Genomic DNA, 20,134 nt, shown 5'->3' with positions numbered 1-20,134 from the left:
CTCAACGCGCCAGGCCGTCCAGCAGCGGCATGATGTGGGCGTCCGCGTCGAGGACCTGCAGCGGGCCCTCGGCCATCTCCAGCGGCAGGACGGCCAGCGCCAGCACGCCAGCGCTACTGGCCACGCTGCCGATGGTGGCGCCGTTCTGGCTGACCGCGGTACCGGCTTCGGGCGTGGCCACGGTGTGCAACAGGGCCAGCGAGCGCTTGGCCTTGCCCAGGAAATGGGTGCGGGCCACGATTTCCTGGCCGGGATAGCAGCCCTTCTTCACGCTGTAGGCGGCCAGCCGGTCCAGCCCCAGTTGCTGGGGCGTCCATTGCTCGCGCTGGGCATCCACCAATCGCGGCAGCCCGAAGCGCAGGTCGCTCTGCCGCCAGGCCAGCTCCTCGCCGGGGGTGGCGGCCGCGGTTGCCGGCCCGAGCAGCAGGGTGCGGGGCAGGGCCAGGCTGCCGACATCCAGCTCGACCACGTCACCGTCGCCCTGCGCGATCCGCGCACCATCGGCCTCGGTCGGGGCCTGCAGCGCCGCATTCACGCTCAGTGTGTCGGCATGGCTGACCACCACCTTGCGACGGAACACAAAGCGGCGCAGCTGCTCGGCGATGGCCGCCGCGCCGCCGTCGTGGCAGACCAGCAGCAGCTCCTGCGCATCCAGCCGCAGCAGCTGGAAGATGGCGATCACGCGGCCCTTGGCGGTCAGCCAGGCGCTCCATTGCCAATGGCCATCGGCCAGCGAAGGGATGTCGTTGGCGAACTGGGCCTGGGCGAAAGCGACCGCATCCGGGCCGGAAAGGCGCACGATCTGCGCCATGGCCAATGTGCGGAAACCGTTGAAAGCGGGGGCGAGGTTGTCAGACACGTGACTGGGGACTAAAATTTGTGCGTTGCGAGACCGACCATGATAGGCCAAACAACCCCCACTCCAGAGACCGAAGCTGAAGCCCCGTCGACCCCCGAGAAGCAGCCGCTTCCCGAGGCCACGCCGGTGCCGCAGGAAATCGGTGGTCGCGGCGGACTTGATCCGGTGCGATATGGCGATTGGGAAAAAAACGGGCGCTGCATCGATTTCTGAGCAGCGTTGAGCCAACGCGGCATTGTGCCGCCCAGCCGAGATAACGAGTCAGCGAATGGCGAACAGACCCCGCCCCCTTTCTCCGCACCTGCAGGTGTATCGCTGGCAGATCCAGATGGCCACCTCGATCCTGCATCGAGCCACCGGCATCATTCTGGCTGTCGGCGCCCTGATCATCGCAGGCGGTTTGCTCGCCCTGATGATGGGCCCTGAGTCCTGGAGCTGCTTCACCACCCACGCCAGCGCCTGGTACGGCAAGGTGATCCTGTTTGGCTGGAGCTGGTGCTTCGCCTACCACCTGTGCAATGGCATCCGCCACATCGTGCAGGACTTCGCCATCGGCTACGCCAAGCCCACCTTCATCCGTAGCAGTTGGATCTCGGTGATCGCCTCGCTGGTCATCACCGCCGCGATCTGGGCCTACGTCTGCATGGGAGCCGCCGCATGAGCAAGTTCCGTACCCCGCTCAAGAATGCACGCGGCCTGGGCAGCTCCAAGTCCGGCACCGAGCACTTCATCCACCAGCGCCTGACCGCCACCGCGCTGGTCGCGCTGACCATCTGGTTCCTGTGCCTGGTGCTGAGCCTGCTCGGCGCCGACTACGTCACCGCCGTGGAAACTGTTTCCAAGCCGTGGAATGCAATCCTGCTGGTCGGCTTCCTGGTCGCCATGTTCTGGCACGCCCAGCTTGGCCTGCAGGTGGTGCTCGAGGATTACATCCACAACTCGCTGATGGCCCTGGCCCTGCAGACCACGGTCAAGTTCGTCGCCGTGCTCGGCGCGATCGTCAGCATCTTCGCGGTCGCCCGCATCGCGCTTGGGAACTGATACATGTCCGCTTACAACATCACTGAACACAAGGTCGACATGGTGGTCGTCGGCGCCGGTGGCGCTGGCCTGCGTGCGACCTTCGGCCTGGCCCAGAAGGGCCTGCAAACCGTCTGCATCACCAAGGTCTTCCCGACCCGCTCGCACACCGTTGCAGCGCAGGGTGGCATCTCCGCCGCGCTGGCCAACATGGGCGAGGACGACTGGCGCTACCACTTCTACGACACCATCAAGGGCTCGGATTGGCTGGGTGACCAGGACGCCATCGAGTACATGTGCCGCGAGGCCATCCCGGCCATCATCGAGCTGGAACACTACGGCGTTCCGTTCTCGCGCACCGAAGAAGGCAAGATCTACCAGCGTCCTTTCGGTGGCATGACCACCAAGTACGGTGAAGGCCCGTCCGCGCAGCGTACCTGCGCCGCCGCCGACCGTACCGGCCACGCCATCCTGCATACCCTGTACCAGCAGTCGCTGGCGCACAACGCGCAGTTCATGATCGAGTACTTCGCACTCGACCTGATCTTCGACGACGAAGGCGTCTGCCGCGGCGTGCTCGCCCTGGACATGGCCGAAGGCACCCTGCACCTGTTCCGTTCGCAGGGCGTGGTGCTGGCCACCGGCGGCTATGGCCGTGCCTACTTCAGCGCCACCTCGGCGCACACCTGTACCGGTGACGGCGGTGGCCTGGTGGCCCGTGCCGGCCTGCCGCTGCAGGACATGGAATTCGTGCAGTTCCATCCGACCGGCATCTACGGCGCCGGCTGCCTGATCACCGAAGGCGTGCGAGGCGAGGGCGGCATCCTGCGCAACAGCAGCGGCGAGCGTTTCATGGAACGCTATGCACCGCATTACAAGGACCTGGCATCGCGTGACGTGGTGTCGCGTTCGATGACCATCGAAATCCGCGAAGGCCGCGGCGTCGGCGAGCACAAGGATCACATCCTGCTCGACCTGACCCACCTGGGCCCGGGCGTGATCGACAAGAAGCTGCCGGGCATCGCCGAGAGCGCCCGCATCTTCGCCGGCGTCGACGTGCACAAGCAGCCGATCCCGGTGATCCCGACCGTCCACTACAACATGGGGGGCATCCCGACCAACTACCACGGCGAAGTGGTGCGCAAGGTCGGCGACAACCCGGATGCCGTGGTGCCGGGCCTGTACGCCATCGGCGAAGCGGCCTGCGTGTCGGTGCACGGCGCCAACCGCCTGGGCTCCAACTCGCTGCTCGACCTGGTGGTGTTCGGTCGCGCCGTGGCCAACCGCTGCGCCGAGACGATCAAGCCGGGTGCCTCGCACAAGACCCTGCCGTCCGATGCCTGCGACAAGGCGCTGGGCCTGCTGGACAAGCTGCGCCACGCCAATGGCGATACGCCGACCGCGGTCATCCGCGACAACATGCAGCGCACGATGCAGAACGATGCTGCCGTGTTCCGTACCAGCAAGACGCTGGAGGAAGGCTGCAAGAAGATGGCCGAGGTGTTCGACTCGTTCCAGGACGTCAAGGTCTCCGACCGTTCGCTGGTCTGGAACTCGGACCTGATCGAGACCTACGAACTGAACAACCTGCTGCTCAACGCCGTTGCGACCATCAACTCGGCCGAACAGCGCAAGGAAAGCCGCGGCGCCCATGCGCACGAGGACTTCCCGGACCGCGACGACGTCAACTGGCAGAAGCACACGCTGGTCACCGTCGACGACAAGGGCAAGTGCAGCTTCGACTACCGTCCGGTGCACATGTACACGCTCAGCGATGACGTGTCCGTCGTGCCGCCGAAGCCGCGCGTCTACTGATCCGGGGAACCTACGAACATGGCTGAATTTGCACTTCCGAAGAACTCCCGGATCACCAAGGGCAAGCACTTCCCCGCCAAGGGCGGCGCGAAGAACACGCGTACCTTCAAGATCTATCGCTGGAGCCCTGACGACGACCAGAATCCGCGTACCGACACCTACGAGATCGACCTCGATGCGTGCGGCCCGATGGTCTTGGACGCGCTGATCAAGATCAAGAACGAGATCGACCCGACCCTGACCTTCCGTCGCTCCTGCCGCGAAGGTATCTGCGGTTCGTGCGCGATGAACATCGACGGCACCAACACGCTGGCCTGCACCCGCGCCATCGCCGATTGCGGCAAGGCAGAGGTGCCGATCTACCCGCTGCCGCACATGGACGTGGTCAAGGATCTGGTTCCGGACCTGACCCACTTCTACGCGCAGTACGCCTCGATCAAGCCGTGGATCCGCACCCAGACCCCGGCACCGCCGGACCGCGAGCGCCTGCAGTCGCCGGAAGACCGCGAGAAGCTGGACGGCCTGTACGAGTGCATCCTGTGTGCGTGCTGCTCGACCAGCTGCCCGAGCTACTGGTGGAACGGCGAGCGTTACCTGGGCCCGGCGATCCTGCTGCAGGCCTACCGCTGGATCATCGACTCGCGTGACGAGGACACCGGTTCGCGCCTGGACGATCTGGAAGATCCGTTCAAGCTGTACCGCTGCCACACGATCATGAACTGCGCCCGCACCTGCCCGAAGGGCCTGAACCCGGCGCTGGCGATTGCCGAGATCAAGAAGCTGATGATGGCGCGCCGCGCCTGATGCGTTATGCCTTCTCCCTTGGGGAGAAGGTGCCCCGAAGGGGCGGAAGAGGGTAGGGGCGACGCCTGCTGCCATCGATTTCGCGGGAGCTTCGCTCCAACCCTCACCCCAACCCCTCTCCCGGCGGGAGAGGGGCTTTGGTATCCGAGGTATCCGAAGCCATGCAGACCGAAGACGAAATCCTGTTGAAGAAGCTGCGTTGGCGTTGCCGGCGCGGCATGCGCGAGCTCGACCAGTTGTTCGGCCGGTACCTTGACCGTCGCTGGCTGCAGGCGCCTGCCGAAGAACGCGCGGTTTTCCTGCAGTTGCTGGAAACCGAAGACGATAAGTTGTGGCGTTGGTCCATGGGCTACGAGGCCTGTCCGGATGCGCCGCAGGCAGAGCTGCTCTCCTATATCCGCTCCCTTCCGGTGTGAGTGCCGGCCGTCACGCTGGCTGCTGGCCGCGCTGACGCTGCTGGGAGGGCTGGCCGCATTGGCGGTATTGACGTGTGACCTGCAGGCCCCCGTGGCCTGGCCGTTGGCCGTGCTCGGGCTGGCAGGGTCGTGGCGGCTGGTGCGCCGCGAATGGCAGCGGCCGGTGGTGCAACTGCTGATCCCCGCCGGCGCGCAGCCGGCCCGGCTGGACGACCGGCCGCTGGATAGGCTGGAACTGCTCGAACGCGGGCCATTGGTACTGCTGCGCTGGCAATCCGACGGGCGACGGGGCTGCCTGCTGTTCGGGCCGGACAACCTGCCGCAGGCACGACGACGTGAACTGCGTCTGGCCGTGCGCGCCCATGCCGTTTCCCGCCAAGCAGGGACAATGGCACCATAGCGGCACTTCCCGGGCACACGCGCATGTTCAAACCCTTACCCGTCGCAATCGGATTGCGTTACCTGCGAGCCAAGCGCCGCAACGGCTTCATCTCCTTCATCTCCATGGCCTCGATCCTCGGCATCGCGCTGGGCGTGACCGTGCTGATCACCACACTGGCGGTCATGAGCGGCTTCCAGAAGGAAATCCGCGATCGCCTGCTGCAGATGTCGGCGCACGCCACCGTCAGCGCCGATGGCGAGCCGATGACGAACTGGCAGCACGCCATCGATGTGGCGATCAAGGACCCGCGCGTGGCCGGTGCCGCACCCTACATCGAGATCCAGGGCATGTTGGCCGGCCCGCGCGTGCAGGGTGCCATCGTGCAGGGCGTGGATCCCGCGCAGGAGCCCAAGGTGTCGGTGCTGGCCGACAAGATGCAGAAGGGCTCGCTGGATGATCTGAAGCCGGGCGAGTTCAACATCGTGCTGGGCAAGGAACTGGCCTTGTGGCTGGGCGTGGACGTGGGCGACAACGTGGTCGCCACGCTGGCCGAGGTGCAGGGCACGCCGATGGGTGCGATGCCGCGGGTCAAGCGCTTCACCGTCAGCGGCATCTTCGAGGCCGGTTCCAACGAGGTCGACCGCGGCCTGGCCTTCGTCAACATGCAGGACATGCAGCGCGTGCTGCGCATGGACGGCGTCACCGGCGTACGCCTGAAGATGCATGACATGGACCAGGCCTACACCGTGGCCCGCGATCTGGCGATCAACCTCAACGGCTACTACCGGGTCAGCGACTGGACCCAGGAGAACGCCAACCTGTACCACTCGCTGCGCATGGAAAAGACGGTGATGGGCATCCTGCTGTCGCTGATCATCGCCATGGGCGCCTTCAACCTGGTGTCCTCGCAGGTGATGCTGGTCACCGACAAGCAGGCCGACATCGCGATCCTGCGCACGCTGGGCCTGACCCCGGGCGGGGTGATGCAGGTGTTCATGGTGCAGGGCACGCTGATCGGCGTGTTCGGCACGATTGCCGGCGTGCTCGGTGGCATCACCCTGACGCTCAACCTGGAGCGCATCCTCGGCCTGATCGAGTCGGCCTTCAACATCAAGCTGCTGCCGGAAGACGTGTACTACATCACCGGCCTGCCGACCGACATGCAGACCAGTGACATCGTCATCATCACCGCCGTGGCGTTGCTGATGAGCTTCGTAGCCACCCTGTACCCCGCGTGGCGCGCCGCCCGCACCCAACCGGCCGAGGCGCTGCGTTATGAGTAAGAACCCGATGGAATCCGTGATCCGCGCCGAGGGCCTGGGCAAGACCTACGCCGAGGGCAAGATGCACACGCCGGTGTTCGATGGGCTGGACCTGGACGTGAAGCCCGGCGAGACGGTCGCCATCGTCGGTGCGTCCGGTGCCGGCAAGAGCACGTTGCTGCACCTGCTGGGTGGCCTGGATATTCCCACCGCGGGCGAGGTCTACGTGGCCGGGCACCGGATGTCGGCGTTGTCCGACACCGAGCGCGGTCGCCTGCGTAACCGCTCGCTGGGCTTCGTCTACCAGTTTCATCACCTGCTGCCGGAGTTCACCGCGCTGGAAAACGTGATGATGCCGGTGATGCTGGATGAGAAGAGCTCTGTCCCCGCACGCCGCTGGGTGGCCACGAGCATTGCGACGGTCTGTTTCGCCACGCTGGCCTCGGTCAGGACCGGGCACTGGATCTTCCTGTGGCTTGCCTTGGGGGTGTGGCTTGCAGGACTGCTCGGGGTGGGTGTCATCTCGTACTGGAGTGGGCGGAAGAGGGTTGTCGCCGCCCGTCAACGGGCGACCGAAATACTGGAGGCCGTGGGGCTGGGACATCGCGTGCACCACAAGCCGGGCGAGCTGTCCGGTGGCGAGCGCCAGCGTGCTGCGGTGGCGCGGGCGCTGGTCAACAATCCTGCCTGCATCCTGGGTGACGAACCCACCGGCAACCTGGATGACAAGACCGCGGGCACCGTGTTCGAGCTGATGCTGGCATTGAACCGCAGGTACCAGACCAGCCTGGTGCTGGTCACCCATGACCGCAGCCTGGCCCGCAAGTTGGATCGGGTGCTGGAGCTGCGCGAGGGCCGCCTGCACCAGCTGGAGCGCAGCGAGGTCTGAGGCCGGGGATGTTTCTCGCCAATTCACCCGGACGGGAGGATGATCCTGCCTGGATGTCGTGTGGTTTTCTTTCCTGGTAAGAGGAGTCGTGCCATGAAGAAGGTGCTTGTCGCATTGATGGCTGCCGCAGCCTTGGCCGGCTGTGCCACGGCAGGGAAGCTGAGCAGCAGCGAGCGGCTGGAGTTGTACCGCGCCCATGCCGGCGCGCCGGTGAACAGCTTCCGGTACTTCGGTTCGTTCAACGGCTGGACCGAACTGGGTGACAGTGCGTTGGCGGTCTGGACCAAGCCGAGCGAGGCGTGGCTGCTGAGCCTGAGTGGGCCATGCATGGACCTGTCCTACGCGCCGGCCATCAGCATCACCAACATGATGGGCCAGGTGTCGGCACGTTTTGACCGCGTGGTGGTGTTGGGCAGCGGGCCGGTCGGTCGTGTGCCATGCCGCATCGAGAGCATCCAGCCGCTGGACGTGAAGGCGCTGCGGGCGTCGGAGAAGGAACTGCGCGAGGCCAAGGCCGCCGAGCGTGCCGCCGACCAGGCGGCCGACGACAAGTAACCAACACGGTAGGGCGGCGCCAGGCGCCGCGGGGTGTTGCTGGCGGCGTCAGGTGCCGGGCATGGCCCGGCACCTCTCGTCCTGCCCGGTGTCAGGCCTCGGGGGCGACGTAACCGGCAGGCTTCTCGGCACCGCCGGAGAACAGGTACTTCACGAGTTCTTCTTCCAGGAATGCGCGGTGTTTCGGGTCGCGTGGCGACAGCCGGTTTTCGTTGATCAGCATGGTCTGGTGCGCCAGCCAGCTGGCCCACGCCTGCTTGCCGATGTTGGCGAAGATGCGCTGGCCCAGTTCACCGGGGTAGGGCACGAAGTCCAGACCTTCGGTTTCGCGTTGTTCGTACTGGCAGAAGACGGAACGGGGCATGGCGTAATCCTGTGGGTTCAGTGCGCGCGATGGCGCTCAAGCAGTTTGCGGATCGGAGCGGGCAGGCCAACGTCGGCCAGTTCGGCGCGTGAAACCCAGCGCAGGCCGTCATTGTCGCCAACCTTGGCGCGCAGGGCGACCTTGCGCGCGTTCAATGGCTGCAGATGCAGCCGGTAATGGCTGAAGGTGTGAACGATCAGTGGCAGTTCGTCAGCGTTGTCGTAGTCACCGACGATGTTGCCTGCGAACCATTGCCGCATTTCGGCATCGGTATCGGCTTGTGGCAGTGTCCACAGCGATGCCCAGATGCCGGTCGGTGGACGCTTGAGCAACAGGATGCGGCCTTGCGTGTCTTCCAGCAGCAAAGCAGTGGCTTCGCGCTCGGGCAGGGTCTTGCTGGGCTTGGGCGTCGGCAGTGAATCAACCAGTCCCTGGGCATGCGCGACGCAGCTGTCCTGCACCGGGCACAGGATGCATGCGGGCTTTGAGCGCGTGCAAAGCGTGGCGCCGAAGTCCATCTGCGCCTGGGTGTAGTCGGCCATGCGTCCGGCTGGCACGTTTGCGACATGGTCGATGGCCAGCCCCCACAGCTGCTTCTCGATGGCCGGCTGGCCGGGGAAGCCGACGATGCCGTGGTAACGGGTCAGCACGCGCTTCACGTTGCCATCAAGGATCGGGAACGGGTCGTTCCAGGCCTGGCTGAGGATGGCGCCGGCAGTGCTGCGACCGATCCCGGGCAGGGCGAGCAGGGCATTGAAGTCACGTGGCAGGTCACCGTCATGCCGTTCGAGGCATTGCTTCGCCGCGGCATGCAGGTTGCGGGCGCGGGCGTAGTAGCCCAGGCCGGCCCAGTTGGCCATCACCGTGTCGTTGTCGGCCCTGGCCAGATCAGGAAGGGTGGGGAATGCCTGCATGAAGCGGTGGAAGTACGGGATGACCGTGGCCACCTGGGTCTGCTGCAGCATGATCTCCGACAGCCACACCCGGTACGGCGAACGCGGATGCTGCCACGGCAGGTCATGGCGTCCGTGCTGGTCGAACCAGGTCAGTAGTTGGCTGGGGAAGCTGGACATGGACTCGCAGGCGATGGCGACTTTGAAGCCCTTCTCCCTGCGGGAGAAGGTGCCCCGAAGGGGCGGATGAGGGCAGGGGGGGCGCTGGTGCTGCGTGGGGGCTTCGCTCCCGTGGGCCCTCACCCCACAACCCCTCTCCCGCACGCGGGAGAGGGGCTTCAGGTCAGTTGCTGCCCAGCGCCTGCGGCAGCAGGGCGTCGACGAAGGCTTCCGGGTCGAACACGCGCAGGTCTTCCGGGCGCTCGCCGATGCCGGCGAAGCGGATCGGGATGCCGAACTCGCGGGCCAGCGCGAATACCACGCCGCCCTTGGCGGTGCCGTCCAGCTTGGTCACCACCAGGCCGGTGACGCCGGCGGCGGCATGGAACTGACGCACTTGTGACAGCGCGTTCTGGCCGGTGGTGCCGTCGATGACCATCAGCACTTCGTGCGGTGCGGTGTCGTCGATCTTGCCGAGCACGCGGCGGATCTTGCTCAGCTCGTTCATCAGGCCGGTCTGCGTGTGCAGGCGGCCGGCGGTGTCGGCGATCAGCACGCTGGTGCCGCGCGCCTTGCCGGCCTGCAATGCGTCGAAGGCGACCGAGGCGGCGTCGGCATTCTGGCCCTGTGCGACCACGGCCACGCCGTTGCGCTCGCCCCAGATCTGCAGTTGGGCCACGGCAGCGGCGCGGAAGGTGTCACCGGCGGCCAGCATCAGGCTGTGACCCTGGTCCTTGAAGCGCTTGGCCAGCTTGCCGATGGTGGTGGTCTTGCCCACGCCGTTGACGCCAACGGTGAGGATCACGAACGGCTTGGCCTGGGTGTCGATGACCAACGGCTGGGACACCGGCTGCAGCAGCGCGATCAGGTCGGCGCGCAGTGCAGCCAGCAGGGCGTTGGCATCGGCGAATTCACGCGACTTCATGCGCTTGCGCAGGCTTTCCACCAGTGCGGTGGTGGCCGGTACGCCGACGTCGGCGGTGATCAGCGCGGTCTCGATCTCGTCCAGCAGGTCGTCGTCGAGCTTGGGGTTGCGCGAGAACAGGCCGCCGAAGCTGCGGGCGAACACGCTGTTGCGCAGGCGGTCGCGCCAGCCGACCTTGCCGGCCGGAGCAGCGGGCGCGGCGTTGGCGGGGATCAGGGCGTCATCGGTTTCGGTCGCGCTCGATGCGGCGACGTCTTCAATGGCGAGGGGGGCGGCAGCGGGTACCACCTCCGCCTGGGGCGCAGGTGCGCTTGCGACCGGCGCGGGTTCGGCAACGACGATGGGCTCCGGCGCGGCTTCGGTGGCCGGCTCGGCCTGGGCCGGGGTTTCGGCGATGACGGCTTCTGCGGCAGGCGCTTCAACCGGAGGCTGGACGAACGCCTCGGCGAGGTCGGCTTCTGCCGAGGCTTCGGCCGGTGCCTTCGGGAACGCGGCGGCCAGGTCTTCCGCGCTCAGCGTGGACGGCTTTGCAGGCGGTTGTGCGTCGTCGGTCTTCTTGCGGCGGAAAAAGCTGAACATGGAGGAAAAAGGCCTGAAATCAGATGCATATGCTACCACCGGCGGTTGTGTCGCCGGGGTGGGGTGAAAAGCTTGCCCCTCGCCAAGCCACCCCTTCGCTGCGCGAAAGGGTGGGGGCTCAAGCCCCTCTCCCGTTTACGGGGTGAAGAGGGGCACTCGCGAACCACGGGTTCGCGCCCCGATGAACGCCCCTTGCGTCAGCGCAACGGCCGGCGCGCGGGGCGGCGGCTGTATTGCTGGGGTGGGATGAAATGCTTACCCCTCCCCAACCCTCCCCTTCGCTGCGCGAAAGGGAGGGGGCCAAAGGCCCGCTCCCGGTCAATCAGACCGACAGCTCCAGCAGCAGCTTGTTGAGGCGGCGGACGTAGCCGGCCGGGTCCTTCAGGCTGTCGCCCGCGGCCAGCGCGGCCTGGTCGAACAACACGTGGGCCAGGTCGTTGAAGCGGTCCGTGTCGGCCTCGGCATCCAGCTTCTCGATCAGCGGGTGGGCCGGGTTGAACTCGAACACCGGCTTGCTGTCCGGCACCTTCTGGCCGCTGGCTTCCAGGATCTGGCGCATCTGCAGGCCCAGGTCCTGCTCGCCGATGGCCAGGATGGCCGGGGAGTCGGTCAGGCGGTGCGAGACGCGCACTTCCGCCACGTCCTCGCCCAATGCTGACTTCAGACGCGTGACCAGGGCTTCCTTGGTCTTGGCGACTTCTTCCTGCGCCTTCTTGTCTTCCTCGGTTTCGAGTTTCCCCAGGTCCAGGTCGCCACGGGCGATGTCCACGAACGACTTGCCATCGAACTCGTGCAGGTAGCTCATCAGCCACTCGTCGATGCGGTCGGTCATCAGCAGCACTTCGATGCCCTTCTTGCGGAACACTTCCAGGTGCGGGCTGTCCTTGACCTGCTGGAAGCTCTCGCCGGTCAGGTAATAGATCTTGTCCTGGCCTTCGATCATGCGGCCGATGTAGTCGGCCAGCGCCACGCTCTGCTCGCCGCTGGCGTCATGCGTGGAAGCAAAGCGCAACAGGCCGGCGACCTTCTCGCGGTTGTTGAAGTCCTCGGCCGGGCCTTCCTTCAGCACCTGGCCGAAGTTCTTCCAGAAGCCGGCGTAGGCCTCGGGCTGGTCCTTGGCCAGCTTTTCCAGCATGTCCAGCGAACGCTTGGTCAGCGCGGACTTCATCGAGTCGATCACCGGGCCGGACTGCAGGATCTCGCGCGAGACGTTCAGCGGCAGGTCGTTGGAATCGACCACGCCTTTGATGAAGCGCAGGTACAGCGGCAGGAACTGCTCGGCCTGGTCCATGATGAAGACGCGCTGCACGTAGAGCTTCAAGCCCTTCGGCGCATCGCGGTGGTACAGGTCGAATGGCGCACGACCCGGGGTGTACAGCAGCGAGGTGTACTCGAGCTTGCCCTCGACCTTGTTGTGGCTCCACGCCAGCGGGTCGGCCGGGTCATGCGCGATGTGCTTGTAGAACTCCTTGTACTCCTCGTCGGAGATCTCGGACTTGGAACGGGTCCACAGCGCGTTGGCGCGGTTGACGGTTTCCCACTCCGGGGCGGCCGGCGCGTCGGCTTCCTCGCCGTGGTGTTCCTTCTGCAGCTCGATCGGCAGGCCGATGTGGTCGGAGTACTTCTTGATCAGGCTGCGCAGCTGCCAGCCGTCGGTGAAGCCTTCCTCGCCTTCCTTCAGGTGCAGCACGATGCGGGTGCCGCGCTCGGGCTTGTCGATGGTTTCCACCTCGAACTCGCCTTCGCCGCGCGAGGACCAGTGCACGCCCTCGCTGGCCGGCAGGCCGGCGCGACGGCTGTACACGTCGACCTGGTCGGCGACGATGAAGGCCGAGTAGAAGCCCACGCCGAACTGGCCGATCAGGTTGGAGTCCTTCTTCTGGTCGCCGGACAGGTTCTTCAGGAACTCGGCGGTGCCGGACTTGGCGATGGTGCCCAGGTGGGCGATGGCTTCATCGCGGCTCAGGCCGATGCCGTTGTCGTCGATGGTCAGGGTGCGGGCGGCCGGGTCGGCCTCGATGCGGATGCGCAGCTCGCCGTTGCCTTCCAGCAGCTCCGGCCGGGTCAGCGCCTCGAAGCGCAGCTTGTCGCTGGCATCGGCGGCGTTGGACACCAGCTCGCGCAGGAAGATCTCCTTGTTCGAGTACAGCGAGTGGATCATCAGGTGCAGCAGCTGCTTCACCTCGGTCTGGAACCCGCGGGTTTCCTTGTGGCTCTGTGCGTTCATCGGTCGGGGATGCTCCGTGGCTGAGGTGCCGCGCCCGGCGCGGCGGCTGACACAGGGGTAGGGGTGAATGGGCGATTTTCAAGGTCGGCACCCGGGACGGGGGGCTGGTCTATCATCTGCGGCCTGATTCAGCTGTCCTGTGGGTGCCTGCCGATGCCTTCCCTTCGCCGACCGTTGCCATTGGCCCTGCCGGGAGGGGCCGCATGAGCCGTGGGCGCGCTGGCGGTGCGCCGCCGACGGGTACCGGGCAGGTGCGCATCATCGGTGGCCGCTGGCGCAATACCCGCCTGCAGGTGCCGCAGGTCCAGGGGCTGCGTCCCACCAGCGACCGGGTCCGCGAGACCCTGTTCAATTGGTTGATGCCCAAGTTGCCCGGTGCGCGGGTCCTGGACCTGTTTGCCGGCAGCGGTGCGCTGGGGCTGGAAGCGGTGTCGCGCGGCGCGGCCTCGGCGCAGCTGGTCGAACGCGACCCGGGCCTGGTGGCGGCATTGCGGGGCATGGTGTCCCGGCTGGATGCGGCCGCGCAGGTGGAGGTGGTCAGCGGCGACGCCCTGCGCTGGCTGGAAAGTGCATCGCCGGCGCGGGCCGACATCGTGTTCCTGGACCCCCCGTTCGCGGCAGGTCTGTGGGAACAGGTGATCGCGCGCCTGCCACGGCACCTGGCCGACGATGCCTGGTTGTACATGGAGGCCCCGGCCGGATCGATGCCGGCACTGCCGGCAGGCTGGAGCCTGCACCGCGAAGGGGGGACCCGCGATGTGGCCTATGCCCTGTATCGGCAAGCCACTGTTACACTTCGCGGCGACATGAACGCGACTGAACCCGCATGACCACGCCCAACCGCCGCATTGCCGTTTACCCGGGTACGTTCGACCCGATCACCAACGGTCACATCGACCTGGTGAACCGCGCTGCGCCGCTGTTCGAGAAGATCGTGGTCGGCGTGGCGCAGAGCCCGTCCAAGGGCCCCACGTTGCCGCTGGAGCTGCGTGTGTCGCTGGCGGTGGAAGCCCTGCAGCACCACGACAACGTGGAAGTCGTGGGCTTTGACACCCTGTTGGCCCATTTCGTGCGCGCCTGCCATGGCGGCGTGCTGCTGCGTGGCCTGCGCGCGGTGTCCGATTTTGAATACGAGTTCCAGATGGCGAGCATGAACCGCCACCTGATCCCCGAGGTCGAGACCCTGTTCCTGACCCCGTCGGAGCAGCACAGCTTCATCTCCTCCTCGCTGGTGCGCGAAATCGCCCGGCTGGGGGGCGATGTGTCCGGCTTCGTGCCGGCCACCGTGCTGGAAGCGTTGCGTAAGGCCCGCGAAGCCCGCGCGGGCAAGTGAAACATCCGAACAGCCGTACAGAACCTCAAAAGGGAGAAGAAACATGAAGAACACGATGCGCGTGATACTGGCCGCTTCGATGGTGCTGGCCTTCACCGCCTGCAAGAAGGAAGAGGCCGCTCCGGTGGCGGAAGCCCAGCAGGCGCTGGTTGCCCCGGCCAAGGACGACGATGCGGGCTGGAAGAAGTACCTGCAGGCCGTGGCCGTGCAGAACATGGGCAACATCACCGCCAGCCCGTTCCTGTACTACCTCCCGCCGGAATCGGACCCGGAATTCGCCGCCAAGTACGACCGCCAGGTCGAGAGCGCCACCACCGCCATCGGCCGTGGCATCCAGCCGGGCAACATGCTGGCCTTCGGTTCCTCGGCCTCGGCCAAGATGGCCGACATGATCGAAGCCGCCTTCAAGGGCGTGCAGGCTGATTCGATGAAGAACGTACGCGTGGTGTTCATCGGCGATGCCGCCGACAACGCCCGCGTGCAGACCATCGTCAAGCCGACCGGCGCCGACTACATCTTCGTCGAAGCCAAGTAATGCCATGGGGTAGGGCCGCGATGCGGCCCTGCCTTGCTTCAAGGCGCCGGTGGCGGGCGTTGGAGGCGACGCAGGCAACACCGGCGATGATGTGATTGCAGGCGTTCCTTCGTGGAAGCCTTGTCAGCCTCGCGGCTGAGGCCGCTCCTGCACCGGGAGCGGCGTGGTTGGTTGAATGTCCCGTCGCAACGGGAAGGCAGGAAGTGGCATGTCCCTGAAAATCAATGAGCTCTGCGTCAACTGCGACGTCTGTGAGCCCGCCTGCCCGAACCAGGCCATTTCAATGGGCGAGACGATCTACGTGATCGATCCGGCCCGTTGCACCGAATGCGTCGGCCATTTCGACGAGCCGCAGTGCGTGGTGGTCTGCCCGGTCGAATGCATCGACCCGGACCCGGACATCCCCGAGACACAGGATCAGTTGCTGGCCAAGTTGCACGGGCTGCAGCGTGATCATCCCGAACTTTACGAACCGGAGAACCCGCAGGCATGAAACCCATCGCCCGTTCCCTGTTGTTGTGTACGTTGTTGTTGAGCCCGAGCGTGTGGGCGTCGGAGGCCGCGCCGGCGCGCGCGGCCCATCCTGATGGTGCGGTGATCGCCAGCGGCCATTCGCTGGCCACCGATGCCGGCATGGAGATCCTGGCCAAGGGCGGCAACGCATTCGACGCGGCGGTGGCCGTGTCCTCGACATTGGCCGTGGTCGAGCCGATCAGCTCGGGCCTGGGCGGCGGCGGTTTCTTCCTGTTGCACGACGCCAGGACCGGCAAGGACGTGATGCTGGATGCGCGCGAGACCGCGCCCGAATCCGCCACGCCGGAGCAGTTCCTGGACAAGAACGGTGACCTGGACCGCGACCGCTCGGTCAACGGTGCGTGGTCGGCCGGCATCCCCGGCCTGCCGGCCGCCCTGGTGCAGATTGCCCGCGAGCATGGCCGCCTGCCGTTGAAGGATTCGCTGGCGCCGGCCATCCGCGTCGCCACCGACGGCTTCCCGGTGTACGCACGCATGGCACGGGGCTATGCCTCGCGTGCGGAGGTGATGGAACGCTACCCCGGGACGCGCGAGGTGTACCTGCGCAATGGTCGCCCGATCACCGAAGGGGACGTGTTCAAGCAGCCCGAGCTGGCGCATACGCTGCAGTTGCTGGCCGAGAAGGGTTTTGATGGCTTCTACCGCGGTGAGACTGGCCGCAAGCTGCTGGCCGGCGTCAAGCAGGCCGGTGGTCGCTGGACCGCCGAGGAACTGGCCGGCTACACGGTCAAGACCCGTGAGCCGATCGTCTTCAACTATGGCGACTGGAAGATCACCACCGCGCCGCCGCCGTCCTCCGGTGGCATCGCGCTGGCATCGATGCTGCAGATCCTGGAAGGCTGGGACCTGGACAAGATGGACGCCGCCCACCGTACCCACCTGGTGGTGGAAGCGATGCGCCGCGCCTATCGCGACCGCACCTTCTTCCTGGGCGACCCGGACTTCGTCGACATCCCGCAGAAGGTGTTGACCAGCCGCGACTACGCGCAGGGCCTGCGCGCGACCATCCATCCGGAGAAGGCCACGCCGAGCGACCTGCTGTCGGGCAATCCGACGCCGCTGGAAGACGAGGAGACCACGCACTTCTCCATCATCGATGCCGAAGGCAACCGCGTCGGCGGCACCCAGACGGTGAACCTGCTGTACGGCTCGGGGTTGATCCCGGCCGGCACCGGCGTGCTGCTCAACAACGAGATGGATGACTTCGCGCTCAAGCCGGGTACCCCGAACGCCTTTGGCGTGATGGGTTACGAGGCCAATGCACCGAAGAAGGGCAAGCGCATGCTCAGCTCGATGACGCCCACCTTCATGGAGAAGGACGACAAGGTGGTGGTGATCGGCACGCCGGGTGGCAGCCGCATCATCACCATGGTGCTGCTGGGCATCCTGGGCTACGACGATGGCCTGACCGCGCAGCAGGTCGCCGCGCTGCCGCGCTACCACCACCAGTGGCTGCCGGACCTGATCGAAGCCGAGGACGGTACCTTTGACGCGGAGACCGTGAAGCAGTTGCAGGCGATGGGCCACAAGATCGACCTGCCCGGCGACAGCGCCGCCGGCGGCCGTGGCTCCAGCCATGTGTGGGGCAACCTGCAGACGGTGGAATGGGACCGCAGCACCAACACGCTGTACGGCGGTAGCGATCCGCGTAACCCGGTGGGCAGTGCACGGGTCGAGAAGCCGGCCAAGGCCGACTGATCCGGCGCTACCGACGTGGTGATGGGAACCCCGCTTTCGAGCGGGGTTTTTCTTTGACGGGCTTCCAGTGCTTGCCGCTGCGTGGCAGGTAGCCGGGCAAGGCGTGAGCCCGGCCCTGTCGCGGGAGGCTGGGGCCAGCGAGGCCATAGGTCCTGGCGGGGTGGCGGACACGGCGTGCCGGTGGCCGATCGCGTCAATAATTCGCCACTCACAACTTGCGAATATTTAACGTGCGCCGGTTAGAATTTTTCACATGAAACTTTGGTCGATCCGCGGTAATTCGCAGAAGCTCGATGGTGGTGCCATGTTCGGCAACGCGCCCAAGGCGTTGTGGGAAAAGTGGTCGCCGTCGGATGAACTCAATCGCATCGAACTGGCTTGCCGGGCGCTGCTGGCCAGCCCGCTGGGCGGCAAGACGGTGCTGTTCGAAACCGGCATCGGCGCGTTCTTCGAACCCAAGCTGCGCGAGCGCTACGGGGTGATGGAGCCGCGCCACATCCTGATCGATTCGCTGCGCGAGGCAGGTTTCGAGCACGAGGACATCGATGTGGTGGTGCTCAGCCACCTGCATTTCGATCATGCTGGCGGCCTGCTGGCGCCGTGGTCGGAGGGGCGTGAGCCGGAGCTGCTGTTCCCCAATGCCACCTTCGTCGTCGGTGCGGCCCATTGGGAGCGTGCCCGCCATCCGCATCCGCGCGACCGGGCCAGTTTCATCCCGGAACTGCCGGGGTTGCTGGAAGCCAGCGGCCGGCTGGAAGTGGTGTCGGGTGCCCACTCGAAGGCACTGGGCGAATCGGTGCGCTTCAGCTTCAGCGACGGGCATACGCCAGGGCTGATGCTGGCCGAGATCGTCGGCCCGGAACAGGTCAACGGCCAGCCGCGCGGCGGCGTGGTGTTCTGCGCTGACCTCATTCCCGGGCGCTCCTGGGTACATGTCCCGATCACCATGGGCTACGACCGCAATGCGGAGCTGCTGATCGACGAGAAGCGCGCCTTCCTGGAGGACAAGCTGGCCCGCAACGTGCACCTGTTCTTCACCCACGACCCGCAGTGCGCAATGGCACAGGTGGTGCGTGACGAGAAGGGCCGTTTCGCCACCGCGCACGAGGTCGGCGAGTTGAAGGCACGCACGCTGGCGGCCTGAGCTGACCAACAGCACAAAAAAAACTGACTTCCGGCACTGAATCGCGAGGGCGCCGGAGAGGACATTGACCCCATCCTTTGATGCGGAGTCGATGCCATGAATATTTCCCGCCTGATCCGTCGTGCTGCCTTCTGCGCGCTGCTGCTGGTGCCATCCGTCGCGGCGCTGGCGGCCCCGTCCCGGGTGGAGCCGCTGCAGGTGAGCGCGCAGCGTTCCACCACGATGGCGGTATGGGAGCCGGCGCAGGTGCGTGGCGTGGTGCTGTTCTCATCCGGCCATGGCGCGTGGCCGGAGCGTTACGAGCGACTGTTCCAGACGTGGGTGGACGCCGGCTTCGCAGTGCTGGCGCCAGTCCACGTGGATTCGATGAAGTACCCGGAGCGCGACAAGTTCACCCTGCAGCAGAGCCTGGGCGAGCGCTTCAGCGACATGCGCGCCACCAGCGCCTACGCTGCCGCGCATTGGCCGGGCAAGCCGGTGGCCGCTGCCGGGCACAGCCTGGGTACACTGATATCGACCGCGCTGGGCGGTGCGCTGGCAACGCTGGGGCCGCTGCGTGATCCGTCCGTGGTCGCGGTGCTGGGCTTTTCCTCGCCGGGCAAGATTCCCGGCCTGATCGGGCCGGACAGCTATGCCTCGCTCGCGGTCCCGCTGCTGGAAGTCACCGGTGACAAGGACGTGGTGCCGGGCTTCGTGAGCAACCCCGCCGATCACCTGTACGCGGTGGAAACGGCACCGGCCGGGGACAAGACCGGCGTGGTGCTGGCCGGCGGCGACCACAACCTGATCGGCGGCGAGCCGGAGGCGTTGTTCGATCGTGCCCGGCAGCTGGGGACGGCATTCCTGCAGGCCGAGCTGCTGGATGATCCGCAGGCGCGGGCCGCGTTGGCTGCGCCGGCAGCGGCTGGAGAGCAGTGGCTGCGTCGCTGAAGGGGAGAACAGCGCTGCCCCCGGATGTCCGGGGGCAGGGAGCCGGATCAGCCGACCCGGGTACCGAAGATGCGGTCGCCGGCGTCGCCCAGGCCCGGCAGGATGTAGCCCTTCTCGTTGAGGCGCTCATCGATGGCCGCGGTGAAGATCTCCACGTCGGGGTGGACCGCCTTGACCGCCTCGATGCCTTCCGGCGCGGCCACCAGGAAAATGCCCTTGATGCGGCGGGCGCCGGCGCGCTTGAGCATGTCGATGGTGGCGATCAGGGTGCCGCCGGTGGCGAGCATCGGGTCCAGGATCAGCGCATCGCGCTCTTCCAAGCGGCCGGTCAGGCGCTCGAAGTAGGGCACCGGTTGCAGGGTTTCCTCGTCGCGCTGCAGGCCGACCACGCTGACGCGGGCGGCCGGGATCAGCGACAGCACGCCGGTCAGCATGCCCAGGCCAGCGCGCAGGATCGGCACCACGGTGATCTTGGCGCCGGCGATGCGCTGGACCTGCACCGGGCCGGCCCAGCCGTCGCGGGTATGGTTCTCGGTTTCCAGGTCGGCGGTGGCCTCGTAGGCCAGCAGGGTACCCAGCTCATTGACGACCTCGCGGAAATCCTTGGTGCTCATGGCCGGATCGCGGAGCAGGCCGATCTTGTGCTGGACCAACGGATGACGGACTTCGACGATTTTCATTGGGGTACTACGCGGTAGGGAGATGCCACAGTTTGACGCCTGCGTCCCGGCTCGGCCAGTGTGACTGAAACATTGCAGCCGCGTGGCTGTAACCCCGACGCAAACTTTCGGAAATACCTTGCCCACCCATC

Annotated in this window: 23 protein-coding genes; 17 read left to right on the top strand and 6 right to left on the bottom strand. The window is 66.3% G+C overall.

From position 1 onward, the window contains the following. Position 1 precedes the first annotated feature (1 nt). Positions 2-859 carry a CAF17-like 4Fe-4S cluster assembly/insertion protein YgfZ gene (gene ygfZ / locus AC06FE_RS11990; RefSeq protein WP_478073148.1) on the bottom strand — a complete coding sequence of 286 codons (858 nt, stop codon included), beginning with the start codon at positions 857-859 and terminating at the stop codon, positions 2-4. 39 nt (positions 860-898) lie between these two features. Between ygfZ and AC06FE_RS11985 the strand changes: the two genes are divergently transcribed. From AC06FE_RS11985 to AC06FE_RS11940, 10 genes are all read left to right on the top strand, one after another. After that, positions 899-1,072, top strand: a complete 174-nt coding sequence (locus AC06FE_RS11985) for a DUF1674 domain-containing protein (protein WP_132863055.1) — start codon at positions 899-901, stop codon at positions 1,070-1,072. 55 nt (positions 1,073-1,127) lie between these two features. Beyond that, positions 1,128-1,520, top strand: coding sequence for a succinate dehydrogenase, cytochrome b556 subunit (gene sdhC, locus AC06FE_RS11980; protein ID WP_132863056.1), 393 nt, complete (start codon positions 1,128-1,130; stop codon positions 1,518-1,520). Then, positions 1,517-1,900 (top strand): succinate dehydrogenase, hydrophobic membrane anchor protein, encoded by a 384-nt coding sequence (sdhD, locus tag AC06FE_RS11975; protein WP_132863057.1) that lies wholly within the window; start codon positions 1,517-1,519, stop codon positions 1,898-1,900. Before sdhC ends, sdhD begins: the two co-directional genes overlap by 4 nt. Positions 1,901-1,903: 3 nt before the next feature. After that, the gene (sdhA, locus tag AC06FE_RS11970) at positions 1,904-3,694 is read left to right on the top strand and encodes a succinate dehydrogenase flavoprotein subunit (protein WP_192286025.1); all 1,791 of its coding nucleotides are present in this window, start codon (positions 1,904-1,906) and stop codon (positions 3,692-3,694) included. Between the two features lie 18 nt (positions 3,695-3,712). Beyond that, positions 3,713-4,498 (top strand): succinate dehydrogenase iron-sulfur subunit, encoded by a 786-nt coding sequence (locus tag AC06FE_RS11965; RefSeq protein ID WP_132863059.1) that lies wholly within the window; start codon positions 3,713-3,715, stop codon positions 4,496-4,498. A gap of 161 nt (positions 4,499-4,659) precedes the next feature. Next, positions 4,660-4,914 (top strand): FAD assembly factor SdhE, encoded by a 255-nt coding sequence (locus tag AC06FE_RS11960; RefSeq protein WP_132863060.1) that lies wholly within the window; start codon positions 4,660-4,662, stop codon positions 4,912-4,914. 91 nt (positions 4,915-5,005) lie between these two features. Then, entirely contained in the window at positions 5,006-5,314 is a 309-nt protein-coding gene (locus AC06FE_RS11955) for a hypothetical protein (RefSeq protein ID WP_225591559.1), read from the top strand. Between the two features lie 23 nt (positions 5,315-5,337). Next, positions 5,338-6,579, top strand: coding sequence for a lipoprotein-releasing ABC transporter permease subunit (locus AC06FE_RS11950; RefSeq protein ID WP_132863062.1), 1,242 nt, complete (start codon positions 5,338-5,340; stop codon positions 6,577-6,579). After that, entirely contained in the window at positions 6,572-7,447 is an 876-nt protein-coding gene (locus tag AC06FE_RS11945; protein WP_478073147.1) for an ATP-binding cassette domain-containing protein, read from the top strand. Before AC06FE_RS11950 ends, AC06FE_RS11945 begins: the two co-directional genes overlap by 8 nt. A 93-nt stretch (positions 7,448-7,540) precedes the next feature. Beyond that, a complete protein-coding gene (locus tag AC06FE_RS11940; RefSeq protein WP_478073146.1) occupies positions 7,541-8,002 on the top strand; it encodes a DUF6491 family protein in 462 nt (153 codons plus the stop codon). Between the two features lie 91 nt (positions 8,003-8,093). Here the strand turns inward: AC06FE_RS11940 and AC06FE_RS11935 are convergent, their stop codons facing one another. From AC06FE_RS11935 to htpG, 4 genes are all read right to left on the bottom strand, one after another. Then, on the bottom strand, positions 8,094-8,366 hold the full coding sequence (locus tag AC06FE_RS11935; RefSeq protein ID WP_192286021.1) for an oxidative damage protection protein: 273 nt from the start codon (positions 8,364-8,366) through the stop codon (positions 8,094-8,096). A gap of 17 nt (positions 8,367-8,383) precedes the next feature. Continuing rightward, on the bottom strand, positions 8,384-9,439 hold the full coding sequence (gene mutY, locus AC06FE_RS11930) for an A/G-specific adenine glycosylase (RefSeq protein ID WP_478073145.1): 1,056 nt from the start codon (positions 9,437-9,439) through the stop codon (positions 8,384-8,386). A 163-nt stretch (positions 9,440-9,602) separates the two neighbouring features. Continuing rightward, positions 9,603-10,922 carry a signal recognition particle-docking protein FtsY gene (gene ftsY / locus AC06FE_RS11925; protein WP_478073144.1) on the bottom strand — a complete coding sequence of 440 codons (1,320 nt, stop codon included), beginning with the start codon at positions 10,920-10,922 and terminating at the stop codon, positions 9,603-9,605. A gap of 322 nt (positions 10,923-11,244) precedes the next feature. Beyond that, positions 11,245-13,149, bottom strand: coding sequence for a molecular chaperone HtpG (htpG, locus tag AC06FE_RS11920; protein ID WP_478073143.1), 1,905 nt, complete (start codon positions 13,147-13,149; stop codon positions 11,245-11,247). Positions 13,150-13,352: 203 nt separating this feature from the next. Between htpG and rsmD the strand changes: the two genes are divergently transcribed. The 7 genes from rsmD (at position 13,353) to AC06FE_RS11885 (ending at position 19,323) form a co-directional block, all read left to right on the top strand. Continuing rightward, entirely contained in the window at positions 13,353-13,979 is a 627-nt protein-coding gene (rsmD, locus tag AC06FE_RS11915) for a 16S rRNA (guanine(966)-N(2))-methyltransferase RsmD (protein ID WP_192286017.1), read from the top strand. Then, entirely contained in the window at positions 13,976-14,482 is a 507-nt protein-coding gene (gene coaD, locus AC06FE_RS11910) for a pantetheine-phosphate adenylyltransferase (RefSeq protein ID WP_192286016.1), read from the top strand. Before rsmD ends, coaD begins: the two co-directional genes overlap by 4 nt. Before the next feature lie 43 nt (positions 14,483-14,525). Then, positions 14,526-15,017: a hypothetical protein gene (locus AC06FE_RS11905; RefSeq protein WP_478073142.1), complete on the top strand. Its 492-nt coding sequence runs from the start codon at positions 14,526-14,528 to the stop codon at positions 15,015-15,017. A gap of 208 nt (positions 15,018-15,225) precedes the next feature. Further along, entirely contained in the window at positions 15,226-15,510 is a 285-nt protein-coding gene (locus AC06FE_RS11900; protein ID WP_132863071.1) for a YfhL family 4Fe-4S dicluster ferredoxin, read from the top strand. Further along, positions 15,507-17,249, top strand: a complete 1,743-nt coding sequence (gene ggt, locus AC06FE_RS11895; protein ID WP_478073141.1) for a gamma-glutamyltransferase — start codon at positions 15,507-15,509, stop codon at positions 17,247-17,249. The genes AC06FE_RS11900 and ggt overlap by 4 nt, the downstream gene beginning before the upstream one ends. A gap of 253 nt (positions 17,250-17,502) precedes the next feature. After that, positions 17,503-18,393, top strand: a complete 891-nt coding sequence (locus AC06FE_RS11890; protein WP_132863073.1) for an MBL fold metallo-hydrolase — start codon at positions 17,503-17,505, stop codon at positions 18,391-18,393. A gap of 96 nt (positions 18,394-18,489) precedes the next feature. Continuing rightward, complete coding sequence (locus AC06FE_RS11885; RefSeq protein ID WP_132863074.1) at positions 18,490-19,323, top strand: alpha/beta hydrolase family protein; 834 nt, start codon at positions 18,490-18,492, stop codon at positions 19,321-19,323. Positions 19,324-19,370: 47 nt separating this feature from the next. Here AC06FE_RS11885 and upp read toward each other — a convergent pair whose 3' ends face one another. Then, positions 19,371-20,003: a uracil phosphoribosyltransferase gene (gene upp, locus AC06FE_RS11880; protein WP_132863075.1), complete on the bottom strand. Its 633-nt coding sequence runs from the start codon at positions 20,001-20,003 to the stop codon at positions 19,371-19,373. Between the last annotated feature and the right edge of the window lie 131 nt (positions 20,004-20,134).

This window comes from Stenotrophomonas sp. Steno-C18, from assembly GCF_056393195.1.
Note: the sequence above shows the minus strand (reverse complement) of the source record. Positions and strands in the feature narration are given on the sequence as shown.